The 15,453-nt window shown below is 58.3% G+C and carries 11 protein-coding genes; 7 read left to right on the forward strand and 4 right to left on the reverse strand.

Translation table 11 applies throughout. The annotated features are described in order from the left end of the window. Positions 1–625: 625 nt before the first annotated feature. A complete protein-coding gene (locus HGI46_RS18070) occupies positions 626–1,228 on the reverse strand; it encodes a TetR/AcrR family transcriptional regulator (protein ID WP_118074280.1) in 603 nt (200 codons plus the stop codon). Between the two features lie 114 nt (positions 1,229–1,342). Continuing rightward, a complete protein-coding gene (locus tag HGI46_RS18075) occupies positions 1,343–3,523 on the reverse strand; it encodes a TonB-dependent receptor (RefSeq protein WP_118074281.1) in 2,181 nt (726 codons plus the stop codon). Positions 3,524–3,650: 127 nt separating this feature from the next. On the opposite strand from HGI46_RS18075, the gene HGI46_RS18080 reads away from it, so the two are divergent. Genes HGI46_RS18080 through HGI46_RS18090 form a run of 3 tightly spaced genes read left to right on the forward strand, consistent with a single transcriptional unit; the run spans position 3,651 to position 6,876 of the window. Beyond that, on the forward strand, positions 3,651–5,207 hold the full coding sequence (locus HGI46_RS18080; protein ID WP_168905356.1) for an AMP-binding protein: 1,557 nt from the start codon (positions 3,651–3,653) through the stop codon (positions 5,205–5,207). Positions 5,208–5,263: 56 nt separating this feature from the next. Next, complete coding sequence (locus tag HGI46_RS18085; protein WP_168905357.1) at positions 5,264–6,505, forward strand: MFS transporter; 1,242 nt, start codon at positions 5,264–5,266, stop codon at positions 6,503–6,505. An 11-nt stretch (positions 6,506–6,516) separates the two neighbouring features. Next, positions 6,517–6,876 carry a nuclear transport factor 2 family protein gene (locus HGI46_RS18090; protein ID WP_158453977.1) on the forward strand — a complete coding sequence of 120 codons (360 nt, stop codon included), beginning with the start codon at positions 6,517–6,519 and terminating at the stop codon, positions 6,874–6,876. Here HGI46_RS18090 and mlrC read toward each other — a convergent pair. Beyond that, positions 6,873–8,486: a microcystinase MlrC gene (gene mlrC / locus HGI46_RS18095; protein ID WP_168905358.1), complete on the reverse strand. Its 1,614-nt coding sequence runs from the start codon at positions 8,484–8,486 to the stop codon at positions 6,873–6,875. The genes HGI46_RS18090 and mlrC overlap by 4 nt on opposite strands. A 62-nt stretch (positions 8,487–8,548) precedes the next feature. Between mlrC and HGI46_RS18100 the strand changes: the two genes are divergently transcribed. Then, on the forward strand, positions 8,549–9,559 hold the full coding sequence (locus HGI46_RS18100; protein WP_168905359.1) for a CPBP family intramembrane glutamic endopeptidase: 1,011 nt from the start codon (positions 8,549–8,551) through the stop codon (positions 9,557–9,559). 5 nt (positions 9,560–9,564) lie between these two features. After that, the gene (locus HGI46_RS18105; RefSeq protein ID WP_147457753.1) at positions 9,565–10,836 is read left to right on the forward strand and encodes a peptide MFS transporter; all 1,272 of its coding nucleotides are present in this window, start codon (positions 9,565–9,567) and stop codon (positions 10,834–10,836) included. Here the strand turns inward: HGI46_RS18105 and HGI46_RS18110 are convergent. After that, entirely contained in the window at positions 10,820–12,400 is a 1,581-nt protein-coding gene (locus tag HGI46_RS18110; protein ID WP_162896100.1) for a serine hydrolase domain-containing protein, read from the reverse strand. The two genes, HGI46_RS18105 and HGI46_RS18110, sit on opposite strands and share 17 nt — an antisense overlap. Here HGI46_RS18110 and HGI46_RS18115 point away from each other — a divergent pair. Together HGI46_RS18115 and HGI46_RS18120 are read left to right on the forward strand one after the other, a co-directional pair. Beyond that, positions 12,335–13,774: a dipeptidase gene (locus HGI46_RS18115; RefSeq protein ID WP_240946877.1), complete on the forward strand. Its 1,440-nt coding sequence runs from the start codon at positions 12,335–12,337 to the stop codon at positions 13,772–13,774. The two genes, HGI46_RS18110 and HGI46_RS18115, sit on opposite strands and share 66 nt — an antisense overlap. A 2-nt stretch (positions 13,775–13,776) precedes the next feature. Further along, complete coding sequence (locus HGI46_RS18120; protein ID WP_125955470.1) at positions 13,777–15,234, forward strand: D-aminoacylase; 1,458 nt, start codon at positions 13,777–13,779, stop codon at positions 15,232–15,234. Positions 15,235–15,453: the final 219 nt, after the last annotated feature.

The raw sequence follows: 15,453 nt of genomic DNA on the forward strand, positions 1-15,453 counted from the left end.
ACCTACATGTCCAGCGCAAGAAGAGTGCGAGTTCCGCCGGGAGTTCGCGATATCTCCTCGAAGGCGAAGGCCTTGCGGCCGTCGATTCCGATGCAGCTGCCAGTTGTCACCAGGGCCGGCGGCCAGTCCGCGATCCGCACTCACATCGGCCCTTACGAACCAGAAAGAACCACCTGAGCACAAAATGCTTGAAGTGCGCGCGCTCCCAACTACGCGACAACAACCTGGTCGAGAACTCGAATCTTCCTGTGCGACGAGGCAAGCGGGAAATTCAGCGCTTCAAGTCCCAGGGACAAGCCCAGCGTTTCATTTCCATCCACTCAGCAAACAACTACAAATTCAACATGCTGTGTTACCTGAGCTCCAGACAGGCCATCCGGACCTTCCAATGCGCTTCCATGGCGGAATGGAATGTTGCGACCTCCGCTGCAGCGTGAAATCGAGACCTGCTGGCTCGGCGCGCATTCGCGAAGTTACCCTCACAGTAACACCGACAGATCTTCTGACTAGTTTTACTGCTGCGCGAATGGGGTGGCTCTCAATCCCTAGCTCAGCGATGCCCAAGTTTAGTTCAGGTTATCAGGCCAGTTCACCGAGTTCCGATAACCGCCCCATCGAGTGTCCATCAATCGACATCAACGGTTTGGATGCCGCCAAGCACGAAATCACGTACAAGATCGGCAAGTTGCTCTAACTTAAGCTTCCCGTCTGGATTGTACCAAGTGTAGGTCCAGTTGATTGTACCGTAGATGAGCAATGTTATAGGTGTCCGAAAATCTGCAGCCTCGGCAATGTCCGGTCTGATCTTGACGACGATTGCCGTCAGAAGTTTAACCGGCACGTCTTCAATCGCGCGCAACTCTTTTTGCTGATCGCCGGTCAAAACTGTCATTTCATTGAACAAAATCGGGTAGTTTATGCGATAGTCATCATAGATACGCAAGCATTCGAGAATAAATTTGTACAGCGAGACCTCAGGAGCGAGCCCCTCGATATCGATCGCTCCAAGGCGAGCTCGAACCTCCACCAGAAAGTCCCGCAGCAGTGTGAAGAGAATGTCTTCTTTGGTCGGGAAATAATGATAGATCCAAGCCTTGGAGGCGCCACAGGCTGAAGAAAGCTCAGAGATCGAGGTTTTCGCAAAGCCCTGCCTTGCGAAGAGGCCCGAAGCAGTATCAAGGATCAAGCGCTTCTTATCTTCATGATCCTTAGCGCGCACTCCGACCATAGCCTGTCATCTCCGCCGCTGCATCGCATCGACCTTAAGCCGGGTAGATCGGATATCAAGCGGGGATCCCAGCCTTATCCCCGGTACCGGGGATGATATCCGCGCCCGTGGCAATCAGAAACGACCAGCAAGCCGCAGACCCCATGTACGCCCCAGTTGCCTGGCAACTAGCGTGTTCAGCCCGACACCCAGCGGAGCCGGAAAGCCCCCATCGGAGATCAGGATGACGTCCTGTTTGTCCGCGAGGTTGTTGACAAAGCCAACCAGGTCGAAATGCTTTCCGTAGATGCCAGCCGAGAGGTTGATCGAAGCATATGACGGCGTTGTACGAGCCGCCGAGTTCTCGCGATCGCCGAATGTTCTCGAGCGATAGAGATATTCTCCTCTCGTCCCCAGCGACCAGTCATCACTAACCGGAACCCGCAAGGTCGCCGAGAGGTTGCCAGTCCACTTTGGCGCTCCGGGCAGCCGGTTTCCGGAAAAGTTGAGGGCCCCGTCGGTGTACCTGCTATATCTAGCGTCGGTGTAGCCAAGGACCCCGTTCACCGTCAGAATGCTAGTCGGCCGCACGGTCAGTTCGGCTTCCACCCCCTGCAACCGGGCCGATGCGGCGTTGGTTACGATAGCTACGACTGCCCCGCCACCGCCGAGGACCTGGGTAAGCTGCGGTGTCTGAATGTCAGAATAATCCTGACGGAAGACGTCAGCGTTAAACGTGATGCGGTTATCGAGGAACTGCGCCTTTATACCCAGTTCATAATTCCAGAGGCTCTCGTCACCAAACCGCAAGGCTTTAAAAGTCGTAATGCGCGGCGAGGTAATATTGTCGACGTTCCAGCCGCCCGACTTGAAGCCTTTCGACGCCGTGCCGTATACCATGATGGCACGTGAGGGCTGGTAGCGCAGGGTAAACGTGGGCGAGACATCCGTCGCGCTGATCCTGTCGAACTCCTGTGGGAGGTTCGGGGCGCCAATTATCGGGAAGCCATTCTGCTGGTAATTGAGACGCTTGGCTTCGTCGGTGTAGCGAATGCCGACAGTCGCGGTCAGCTTATCGACAAGCTCCCAATCGATACTTGCGAAAGCAGCCACTGCTTCGGTGTCTGCCTCGCCAAAGGTATCGCCGACCTTCCCCCTGAGCGGCGCAAATCTACTGTCGGGACCAAATGTGCTTTGTGCGAAGTTATCGGTATCCTGGCGGAATAGGTACGCGCCGATCAAATAGTTGATTCTATCTCCCAGCTTGCCGGACAAGCGCAACTCTTGCGAAAACTGCGTCTGTTTGGACGCAGACTCGCTTACGACGATCGAGAGTGGCCCGACGTCGGAGTCGTTTGTTCTCTGGTTTTCGGCCCATCGATAAGCTGTTATCGACGTCAGGGTCGCGCCAAAGCCTGTCTCGATGTCAGCTGTTAGCGAAATCCCCTTGGATTTGCGCAGAGCGAGCGTCGGAGTGTTTACATTGCTTTCGTAGCGTCCCGTCGGCCCACCGTAACCGGCCAAAATCTCTTCGACGTAGCCGTAATTGTTCTCGTTCAGGTAGTCGGCCGAGAACACCAGCTTGACCACGTCCGAGGGTTTCCAGAGAACCTTTGCACGACCGCCGTAGCTATCGTCGTTTCCAAAGCGGCGATTGTCGAGCAGGTTATGAACGTAGCCATCCCGCTTGACCCGAAATCCACCGACACTTACCGCAAGCGTATTGGAAAGCGGCGCCGAAACAAAACCCTGTGCTTCAAAACGGTTGAAGCTGCCGATTCCAAGTTCGAATTGACCGGTCGGCGTAAAGCTCGGGTTGCGCGTGACGATACTGATCGCGCCGCCGATAGCGTTCTTGCCGAAGAGCGTACCTTGCGGTCCGCGAAGGAATTCGACCCGCTCGACGTCAAAGAGTGGGGAGTCAAAAGTATAGCTTTTCCCCTGCACCACTCCGTCGATGTAGATCCCAATCCCGCTGTCGAAGCCCGGATTGTATCGTGACTGGCTAGAGACGCCCCGCACCGTAACAGTGGCCAGCGGACCACCACTAAATGTCACATTCGGAACAGCAGCAGCCAATTCGGAGACCCGAACATTGTCGCGTTCCGCAATCTTGTCGGCCGAGACTGCTGAGATCGAGATCGGAACGTCCTGGAGGCGCTCAGTGATCTTCCGGGCCGTGACCACGATCTCACCAGGCGCCTTGTCGGCTTGCGCTTCATCCACTGCTGTTGGTGCATTCTGCGCGAACGCAGCAGGCGCACTTGAGGCCATCAAAGTGACCAATGTCGCACAAACAATCGATCGACGAATCATTTCGTTCCTCCCCGAAGTTAGTCCGGTGAAATTGGCATTAACCGGCCAGCCGGTCAATATATGATTGTAACCTGACTTTAGACGGATATAAGAGAGGGGTCGTGTCCCTTGCGGTGGAGAATCAGGAATGGGGATTGATTTAGGCGGGTCTCTGGGATCCCTGATCGCGAGAGCCTGTCAACGCTGGCATCCTCGTATTGCACTCGAGTGGCCAGAAGGTGCACTCACTTACGCGGAGCTGGGGGATCGCATTTCTCAGTTCGTCGCGGCCTTTGGCTCACTCGGGCTTGCCCGTGGCGGGGCTCTGGCAATCATGGCGCCAAACCTCCCCGAGACCGCTATTGCCAATGCTGCAGCAATGGTTGCTGCCATCCGTGTAACGCCGGTTTCGCTGTTCATGTCCGACGAGGATCTGGCTTATATTCTAAGCGATGCCGAAATTGATGTCGTACTGGTGGCGCAAGAGCAAGCCGAACGAGTGGAATTGCTGGTGACCAACCTGGGCCGCAGTATCCAGGTCGCGACTCTCGGTGCAGCCGAACGAGGTATCGATCTTGTGGCGCGGGCTGATTCATTCGCCCCGTCGCCGTTGGAGCCAGTTGCTCAATGTGGTGATATCGCGGTGATTGGTTACACTGGAGGGACCACTGGCCGGCCCAAAGGCGTCGTCCATACTCACAATTCGGCGTTGGCAACGGTTTTGATGGCTGCGAGTGAATGGGAATGGCCGAGCCCCACGAACGTCGTCGCTGTCACACCGGTGTCGCATGCAGCGGGAATACTATGTTACCCCGCGTGGCTGAAAGGCGGAACCTTTCACCTGCTACCATCATTCGATCCAGCGGGCTTGGCGGACTATGCGCGCAAGCACAACGTTACCGCTACGTTCCTCGTCCCCACGATGATCTACCGGCTAATCGACCTAGCAAAGGAAACTGCGCTCGATCTTGGACCGCTCGAAACGATCATATACGGCGGCGCACCAATTGCCATTCCGCGTCTTGTCGAAGCCATAGAGCTTTTTGGGCCGTTGTTCATGCAGCTCTACGGTCAGACTGAGGCGCCAACCTGCATCGCTTACCTGGCACGAGGCCAGCATGTGCTGGATCGGCCAGATCGACTGGGATCGTGTGGAGTGCCACTGGCCAGCGTGGATATCCAACTCATTGATGCCAATGGCGCGCCTGTCGCCACCGGGGAATGCGGGGAAATCTGTGTTCGTGGGGCCTTTGTGATGCAGGGCTATTGGCGTCGTGAATCAGACACCGCAGAAGCTATACGTGATGGCTGGCTTCGCACCGGCGACGTGGGACGCTTTGATGACGACGGCTACCTGAGCATCGTCGATCGCACAAAGGACATGGTCATCACGGGCGGCTTCAATGTCTACCCAAATGAAATTGAGCAGGTGATCGCAGATGTTCCCGGGGTTCTCGCCTGCGGCGTGGTAGGCATCGACGATCCGTATTGGGGTGAGGCCGTGACGGCATTCGTTGTCTCCACTGACCCGGCCAATCCACCTGATCGAGCCCAGATCACGCGCGTTGTCAGAGAGCGCCGCGGTGTAGCCGCCGTTCCCAAGCGCATTGAATTCATCGACGCCTTGCCGATGACCCCGATCGGCAAGATCGACAAGAAAGTGCTGCGGCTATGGCGGCCAGAAGCCGTGGAGTCGCATTCGTGACGACCTCGACCGAAGCCGGAGCGACTGTCTCCGCCCGAGCTGGCTGGTGGGCCGCTGTGCTGTTCACCGTCGCAGCCATGGTTTCCTACACTGACCGCTTCATATTATCGCTGCTCGTTGATCCGATCGAGCGCGAACTCGGCATGAGCGACGCTCAGTTCAGCATTATCGTGGGAGCAGCATTTGCGATCTTCTACACTGCCATGGGTGTTGCCGCAGGTTGGCTGGCAGACCGCCATAATCGCAAACGCATGATCATCATCGGAATACTCATCTGGAGCGCCGCAACGATTGCAACTGGCTTCGCTCGAGATTTCGGCACGATGGCCATCTTGCGCGTTGCCGTTGGCACAGGCGAGGCAATGCTCATGCCTGCAGCGGTATCGATGCTCGCCAATATGTTTCCGCCCGAGCGGCGGAGCATGCCGTTGGCGCTGCTGATGTTGGGCATGATCGCCGGCAATGGTTTTGCCTTCCTCTTAGGCGGAGCACTGGTTGAGCTGGTCAGTCACCAGGCCTTCATCGGGCTGCCTGTGCTGGGCGACCTTTCTGGGTGGCGCGTCGTCATGGTGATTGCTGGCACGCCCGGAATCTTCCTTGCCGCAGCGATGGCCTCCTCCATCCGCGAACCAGTGCGCGCTGTCAGCCGACCGCCCAACTCGCTGGCAGAGCCGCTGGCGTGGCTTTGGCGGCACCGAAGACAACTCGGCCCCATCTATCTCGGATGTGCAGCTCTCTCGCTCGGCGATTTCGCGCTGGTCAGCTGGGCGCCTTCGCTGATGATCCGCAGCTATGGTGTCTCGACCTCTTCGACCGGGTTCACCTTTGGTCTCCTTGCCATCCTTGCCGGATCGCTAAGCGCGCTAGCCGGGGGGGCTGTCGCCGGTCAACTGAGAGCCACAGGCAAGGGAGACCGCCGACCTGCCGCGATTATCGCCGCAACGATCGTGGGACTGGCCGGTACCGGATTGCTGCTAGTTCCAAGCGCTTACGGAGTCATTGGCGCGATCTCGGTCTGGGGTTTCTCGAGCGCCTTTGCACAAACAGTTTCGCTGCCCCTATTCCAAGAGCGTCTCATCGACGAGGTGCGCGGAATTGGCTCATCGTTGGGCGGCGTATTCAATATCATGCTCGGGCTCAGCATTGGTCCAATCTTGGTTCCCGTTTTCAAGGAAACGGGAATGGCTCAGGCCGAAGCGTTACTCGTGGCAATGGCAATTGCGGGCGCGGCTGCAGCGGCACTGTTTGCGATGCTGTTGGTCCGTCTTCCGGTCTCAACCGCCAAGCCCGGCTCTTAATGGATCTGCTCATGTCAGAACAAAATACGATCCGACTTCTGGATCCGGTAATTCGCCAATTGGAACGATTCAACGCCCATGATGCGGACGGCTTTGCGGCCTGTTTCACAATCGATGCGCGTTTCGAACAATTGACGGGCCCGCCGGTGGCCGTGGGCCGCGCGGAGATCGTACAGGTCTATAAGCAGTTGTTTGCCAGGGTCCCCAGCCTTCGGATGGAGCTCATCGGGCGGATGATCCGCGACAACTACGTCGTTGATCATGAACTTGGCGAAGGTGACCCGACGCGCGGCCCGGATGGTCGCTTCGAGACCATAGTCGCCTATCGTGTCGCTGGCGATTACATCGATAGGGTCTGGTTTATCCGCTAGGCTGAAAAGTCGACAGGCTCGAATGGCCACATCGGTCGGGAGCGCTTGTGATAGTGACGGTTGGACGACTGCTGGCTTGAAGCGACGTAGATCACACTGCGCCCCATGTCCCCGAAACCGATTCTCCATTGCTCGGACGACTTTACGGCAACATAGAGCTTGTTCGCAGGTTCAACACCGAGCGCCCGGAACATATCGGGGCCGTAGCACTGGTCGCGAATTTCGCTGACGATGATGTCGAGACCACCTGTACTGATGCAGACGACGCGCCCCAGAGGCGGCCGAGAGCCCTGAAGGTTTTGGGTGACATTCTCGGCAAGCCCTGTGATTTTGCCGCGAACGTCGAGAGGTAGCCCGGATGCCTCGCCGACCTTGCCGCCAACGCGCAGGGAAAAATCGGCACCAAGGCCGGCTTCAAAGCCCAATTGTACTGCCAGGGGATCCCATATCGGCCCAATGCACGACGGGACGAGGTCATTGTCCAGCATCGCTCGGGCCAATGCCATATTGTCACCCGAAGCCCCACCGCCGGGGTTGTCCGAACTATCGACCAGGATTACCGGGTATGCGGTGGCCGCCTTGGCTAGCTCGATGTCGGCCGCAAAGCTTCGCTCGGGGCCGTTGCCTTTCATGATCGAAGCCATGGCTTGGTAGCGCCGACCGAAGTCTTGTGCGATAGAGGCAGCAGCTGGCTGATCGTTGTTGGTATAGATCAGCACTTTCGACCCCATCCGCGCTACATCGCCCGCACGAAAGCCTTGGATCAGTGAGCCGGAGAGGACTTCCCCTCGCCTCTCGAGCTCAAACAGGTCTGCGACCAATTCCTTCATCGGTGACGACTGCGTCGCCAGTCCGGCAACCATCTGGCAATTGAACAGGCTCGACGTCGGCATGATCTCACCCGCACGGATTCTCTCGAGTAGATCGAGAAGGTCACGCGCACGCTCGACGTAGTCGATATGCGGATAGTACTTGAATGCCACGAGTACGTCAGCAGCTCTGACCAATCGCTGCGACAAGTGAGCGTGAAGATCAAGTTCGGCCCCTAGCGCAACATCCGGCCCGACAATCGCCCGGGCACGCTCCAGAAGGTCCGCCTCGCACTCGTCCTCGCCAAAGGCAAGCATTGCGCCGTGTAAACCGAAAGCCACGATATCCACCGGCATTGCCCGTCGCAGTTGATCGAGGATCTCGTCGCGCAGTAGTTGGTAGGCTTGCGCGCTGACTGGACCACCCGGCATGGCGAAGGCACAGGTTCCCTCGATGACCTCGTAGCGTCCCTCGCGGGCACGCTCTCGAGCGGCCCACAGCGGTCCGGTCGCCTCGGTTGCGAAATCCGGGTGCTCTCCGGGGCGCCAGAGCATCGTCGCCCGGAACGCATCCAGTCCGGTTGGCAGAGGTGAGAATGAATTCGTCTCAGTACCCAAGGTCGCCACAAACACGCGCAACCGTCGCCCCGGCAGCGCTGCACCTGTCGCCTTCGATCCAGCCATCGACAAAATGCCTCCCATCAATGTTCGACGATCAAGCATAACACGAGTCTTCGGTTTGCTGTTGTTTGCACCAGCTGCTGCATCTTCACCCCATAAATCAACCGAACGGACAGTCAATTCTTGTTGACCATCCTGGGCCTATCTGAAATGTTCTGCTGACAGAACGGGAGAATTGAACCATGCGGGAGTTTGTCCGACAGCGGCCTTTGCTGTGCTTCTATGTGTTGGCGATACTGATCGCTCTCGCGGCCCATGCGCTACGCGCGATGAGCCCGACGCCGCTCGACCCGATGTTCAAGATGCTGCAGGAGACGCACGCTCACCTCAACATTATTACCGCTGTCAGGTCTACGTTCGAGTATCCGGGAGCCTATACGCTCTTACTGTTTCCGGCCGCCCCAATGTTCGCGGCCCTGATCGCAACCGGGATCGGCTATGGGCAAGCAGGATTTCGTGAACTGCTCAGCCGCTGCGCCCCGTGGCGGTCGCCTGTTTCCTGGCGTCAGGGCGTTACTGTCATAGCCGTGTGTTTCCTTGCATTCTTCGCGCTCACAGGAATCATGTGGGTTCAGACATACCTCTACGCTCCGCCTGGTACGCTTGATCGTACCTTCCTGCGCTATGGGTCAGATCCGGTCGCCATTTATGTGATGCTGGCAGCATCGCTGCTACTCAGCCCTGGCCCGCTGCTCGAAGAACTGGGCTGGCGCGGCTTTGCGCTGCCGCAGCTCCTCAAGAAGTTTGACCCCCTTACCGCAGCGGTGATCCTCGGCATCATGTGGTGGGCCTGGCATTTGCCACGCGACCTGCCAACACTGTTCTCCGGCGCCCCTGGCGCGGCCTGGAGCGTTATTGTCAAACAACTCGTCATCGCTCCTGGGTTCATTGCGAGCACCATCATCGCTGTCTTCGTATGCAACAAGCTCGGTGGATCAATGTGGGGGGGCGTGCTCACTCACGCCATCCATAACGAGCTGGGAGTAAACGTCACTGCCGAATGGGCCCCAGCGGTCGCAGGCATCGGGTGGCGCCCATGGGATCTCATCGAATTTGCCGTGGGCATTGGACTCGTCCTGATTTGTGGGAGGAGCCTTGGTGCCGCATCTCCTGACAATGCGCGTTTGGCCTGGGGCAACGTGCCGCCAAAGCTTCCGGGCGGAGTGGGTGACAAGTCCGGCTCGAACGCGTGAGCGTCATGTCCCGGTGGCTTCCGAAAACGTTTCGGGATCACCCAGCGGTATTGCTGCTGGCTGCGACGGAAATGTGGGAGGCCTTCTCCTATGTCGGGCTCAGAACCGTACTGGTCTACTACCTTACGCAAGACCTGGGCTATTCGACCGAGGACGCCTCACTTATCTATGGGACGTTCCTCGGCGTAGCCTATGTAACGCCAATCCTGGGAGGGTGGATCGCCGATAGGTTTATTGGCCGATCTGCGGCAATTGTCGGTGGCGCATTGCTGAAGATGGCCGGTTACATCGGCCTTGTGATTGGCGCGAACGTCACGGGTTGCCTCGCCGCAATTGTCATTGGCAATGGCCTGTTTCTTCCCACTCTGCCCGCTACTCTGGGTGCACTTTTTTCGCCGAACGCCCCCGATCGCCAGCGCAGTTTCAGCTTCTACTATCTCGCAGTGAGCGCTGGTGCGCTGCTGGCACCGCTGATCTGCGGCACGCTTGGAGAGAATTTCGGCTGGCGCTACAGCTTCCTCGCTTCCGCTAGCGGGCTTGCGGCTGCCATTGTTATCTTTCTCGCCGGACGCCATCTGCTGCCGCCAGACCGACCTGCAGCAGCGTCCCATCCGGTCGACGAAGCGCCGGTCGCGGCTACGAGCCTGTCCGTCATCCCGCTTCTGGCAGGTGTCCTCGCAGCAGTCATCGTCTTGCGGGTCGCTTACGAGCAGCTCGGCAACACTGTCGCGCTTTTCGCCGCCAGCCAGGTCGATCGTTCGTTGGGGGCAGATATCACCATCCCCTATACCTGGTTTCAGTCGCTCAATCCCCTGGGAGTCATTCTGTTCACCCCTCTGCTCGTCTGGGGCTGGCGTAAGGCCGCCGCGAGAGGTGGCGCGCAGAACGACTACTTCAGAATGGCCATTGGTAGCTGCATCATGGCCGCGGCCTTTGTTGGGCTCGCACTGATCATCAAGCTAGGGCAACCTGGTGAGATTTCCTGGCCTGTTCTTGCAGCATTCTTCTTGATGGTAACCTTTGGCGAGTTGTGGGTGCTTCCGGTTGGACTCAGTCTGTTTGCGCGCCTGGCGCCCGCAGGACGAGGTGCAATCACCATCGCGTTCTGGTACAGTGCGCGTGCGGCTGGCAATTTTCTTGCTGGATTGATGGGCCGCGCCGAACCTGCGCTCGGATATGGTAACTTCTTCCTGCTTTGCGCAGTATTTCCTCTGCTAGCAGCAACGATCTTCGTCGCGATAGGCAGGCGCTCCCGTCGAATTATCGAAGCCGCCTGAACACTATCCCGTTCAGATTGACGGTGTGAAATGTAAAGATTTGAGGACCAACAGCATGTAATGAAAATGCGGCGTTCGGGCCCACAAGGTCATCTGCCATCGCAGCAGCTAACGGCACCGCACCTGCCGGAGTATCGAGCAACCATCCCTTCTGATCCCGTGACAGGGTTACGGTAATACCAAGCTCATCGCTGCGATATTGTCCGGGCCAAAACAATTTGGTTTCAGGTGCGCCAGTTCCAACATATTGGTACGGTATTGGTCCACTCTCAGTCCACTGAACGACGCGCTTGATTCCACTCTGTATGACTGCATAGCTCAGCAGAACACCTCGGCGCGCGCGGTAGATGCCGTCCTGGCGGCGCGTCACTTTCTCAGCTCGCATATTGTAGCTGACAATCGGCTCACCGTCACGGTGAGCGACGATGAGATACTGTCCATACAAGGGATCGCGATAATAGCCATCAGGCGCGGAGCGCAGGTCGCCAACTTTTCCCAGGCGTTTCATTTCGGCAGGATCAATTGCGCGGTCAAAAGCTGGATCGGGCGCCCCGGGCTTCACGAGCAAAGCAATTTTGCGCGCACGCTCAGCTGGCGAGATATCGTCGCGATTACACATCACGCTGATACCAATCCCGCTCTCCGGATAAAGTACGTCCATGGCGCGATTGCCCACAACCAAGCCCGAATGCGACACAACACGCTCGCTTTGCCGATCATCCACGAACAACCCACCGGCATAATCGACAGGTCTGCCAGAATGCAGTTTCCCGTTCGCGAGGCGCGCCACTTCGAGCGCCTGACCGCCGGTTGTCGCCGCGAGCGATGCACCATGCCAAAGAGCAAGATCGCCAACAGTAGTCCGCACGCCGCGGTCGCCATAGCCTTGCCAGGCCCAGGCTGCGGAGACAAAGCTACCGTTCTTGTCGATTTGATAGCCGCGCGCGTCACCTGCAATGAGACTGGTCGTATCAAGCGTTGCGCGAGTTTCCGTCATGCCCGCCGGCTTGAAGAGCCGTTCCCGCGCAGCATCCGGAAATGACTTTCCGGTTAGGCGTTCCACGATTTCTGCGAGCAGGAAGTAATTGGTGTTAACGTAGGAAAAACGACGGCCAGGTGGGCCGTCGAGTCCGCGTTGCGCCTTGACGAAGGCCAGCACTTCCTCGCGGGAATGGGGTTTGCTCTCATCGTCTCCGCGTGCCCTGAATGCATCGAAATACTCGCGAATGCCACTGGTGTGGTGCAACAAGTCCGCGACCGTGACCGGATCGTAGACCTTGGGGAGGTCAGGCAGATAGGTGCGGATAGATGCCGCCAATTTAAGTTGGCGTTCCTGTGCCAAGATCAGGATAAGAGCGGCCGTGAACTGCTTCGATGTTGACGCCAGTTCGAAGCGTGTTGCGGGTGTGATCGGCTCGCGGGTGGCTAGATCAGCAAGTCCAAAGCCGCCCTGATAGAGAACCTTGCCGCGCAGATCCACAGCATAGGCGCAGCCCGGTTGATCCGGCCGGATATCAGCAAATACCGCATCGAGCTCCTTCGGATCGACATGGGAAGTCGCCATTGGGATTGCGGCTGTCAGCGCCAGGAAAAGCTTTGTTGCAGTCATAAGATCTTGCCTCGCTCATTCAGCCAATCGAACCGCTGGATTTCCAGCGCATTTGATGGCAAAGCGATGTTTCATATTCCGCCCGGTCGGTCAATCAAAGAGAGGGATTTCCTGATGCGAAAGCGTGCAATCATCCTAGGCGCAGCTGCGCTGGTGGCATCCTCTGTCGTATTTGCTCGCAATGGAGCCCCGATGCCGTCGGCACACCGCGACGCAATCGTGCTCGATACTCATATCGACACACCTGCATTGCTGCACGTTGTCGGCTGGTCGATTATGGATCGCCACTCGCTTTCGGTAGACGGAACACAGGTTGACCTCCCGCGCATGCGAGATGGCGGGCTTGATGGTGGCTTCTTCGTCGTCTTCACCGAGCAAGGCCCGAGAACCCCGACAGGTTACACCGTGGCGCGCGATGAAGCATTGATGCGCACCATTGAAATTCGGGACATGGTCGCGCGACACCATGAGGCCTTTCAACTTGCAACACGGGCAGACGACGCCGAGAAGATCGTCAAATCGGGCAAGCGGGCCGTCTTCATGAGTATGGAGAACAGTTATCCAATCGGCCAGGATTTGTCGTTGATGCGCACCTTCCGTGCGCTCGGTGTAACGATGATGGGCCCGGTCCACGTCGGCAACAATGATCTGGCGGACAGCTCAAATCCCGACAATGGGCCAGAATGGCATGGCCTTTCTCCGCTTGGGCGCCAGTGGGTAGCAGAGGCCAATCGACTCGGCATCCTGATTGACGCTTCGCATGCATCGCCGGAAGCATTGGACGATATTCTTGCCCTGTCTGACGCACCGATCATCTTGTCCCACAGCAGTCTCAAGAGCCTTGCTGACAATCCTCGAAACATCGACGACACGAGGCTTCGTGCGCTTGCTGCGAAGCGCGGTGTCATTCAAATCAATGCCGTGTCGAGCCATCTCGGCGTGCCCAACAGTCCGGGACGCGCACCGGCCCGCACTTTGCTCGGGCAACCGGCCGCAACCATCGCCGAGCTTCGCGCGCAGCGCGCCACTGTGCTCAAGATCGAACGTGAAAATCCGGCACCGCGCGCCGATCTGGACCACCTGGTCGCTCAGATTCGGCACGCTGTCGCGCTAGTCGGTATCGATCATGTCGGATTATCGGGTGATTTCGATGGCGGCGGCGGCATCGATGGCTTCGATGAAGCAAGCGACTATCCAAAGATCAGCCAGCGCTTGCTGGCGGCCGGCTTCACGGCAGAAGACCTCCGAAAGTTCTGGGGAGGAAACGTACTGCGCGTTCTGCGCGAGGCCCAGGCCCGGGCCGAGCCTTCTGCTGTCGCTGGAATGTGATGATGCGTTCACCACAGTGCAACTTGCTGTTCCGCGGCGGGCTTGTAATCGACGGCACCGGAACGCCTGGCGTGATCCAGGATGTGGCTGTCGAAGACGGGACTATTGTCGCAACCGGAGATCTTTCTCGATGGCGTTCACGCGAGACGATCGACATAACAGGCCAAGCGCTTTGTCCTGGCTTCATCGACGTACATACCCATGACGATCACTTCGTGTTCGCCGACCCTTCGGCGCTGCCCCGGGTCAGTCAGGGGGTAACCACGGTTGTCGTTGGAAATTGCGGCGTGAGCCTCGCCCCCTTCGTCGCCTCCGGAGACCTCCCTGCCCCTTTCGCAGAAGTCGCCGCCAAGGCCGACTTCCGCTTTGCCCGTTTTCGCGACTACATCGACACGCTGGAAGCTGCACCGCCCGCGGTCAACGTCGCTGCGCTTGTCGGTCATACTACCCTTCGCGCCGCGGCGATGGACAGGCTTGATCGTCCAGCAACCGCAAGTGAGCGCATGGCGATGCGCTCGTTGGCCGCTGAGGCTATGGCCGCCGGAGCGATTGGTATGTCCTCGGGGCTCTTCTATCCTCCCGCAAGAGCTGCGCCCATGGACGAGGTAATGGCAATTGCCGAGGTCGTCGCCGAGTACGGCGGGATCTTCGCGACCCACTTGCGCGATGAGGCTGATGCCATCGATGCTGCAATCGATGAGGCACTGCTGATCGCCGAACGGGCGGGCATGCCGTTGATCATTTCGCATCACAAGCTCATGGGCGAGGCCAATTTCGGCCGCGCGCCTGAAACGCTGCGCAGGATTGTCGAGGCTTCCACTCGGCAGGAGGTCGGGTTCGATGTATACCCTTACGTTGCTGCTGCCAGCTCATTCAACCTGGACCTCTATCGCCTGTCGAAGCGCGTTGTGATCACCTGGAGCGCAGTCAAGCCTGACACTGCGGGCCGAGAACTTGATGAGGTCGCTGCCGAGTTAGGTTTGAGCGGCGAGGCGGCACTTACTGCGCTAGCACCCGGCGGCGCGGTCTACTACTGCATGGACGAAAATGATCTACGCCACATCCTTGCTTCTCCTGACGCGATGATTGGCTCGGACGGGACGACTACCAGCATTCGTCCTCACCCCCGTCTGTGGGGCACGTTCACTCGCGTTCTGGGACGTTACGTGCGTGATCAAGGTCTGTTCCCCTTCGAGGAAGCGATCCGCCGGATGACAAGTTTGCCAGCGCGGCGGTTCCGTTTGGCTGGTCGCGGCGTGATTGCAGCTGGCGCGGTGGCTGATCTGGTTGTGCTTGATCCAGCTACAGTTGCCGACGCAGCCGACTTCGAAAACCCGGTCCAACCAAGCAGAGGGGTTGAGAGCGTCTATGTCAGCGGATTGCCCGTCTATCACGACGGGGCGGCTACAGGTCTGCGCCCAGGTTGCGTTCTAAAAGGGCAACAGAAGAGCCTCAAGTAAGTCCCGCCCTTAGTGCTCTTCGATCGTGCGCGGTGAACTCAGCCGATCAGTTTTGGCAAGCCGGGCATCTCTCCCGTTGGAACGTCATGGTTGGTCTCTGCCAATCCATGCCCACCCCTGAACGCCTCGCCTGCGAGCAAGGCGGATGACAGATCATCCATTGACCGACCGTTCGATTAATGGGATAGTCCGACTCAGGGCGAAGGATATCGCTTCAGC

The sequence above is a fragment of the Novosphingobium sp. ERW19 genome (genome assembly GCF_012641315.1).
In the GTDB taxonomy this organism is placed as follows: domain Bacteria; phylum Pseudomonadota; class Alphaproteobacteria; order Sphingomonadales; family Sphingomonadaceae; genus Novosphingobium.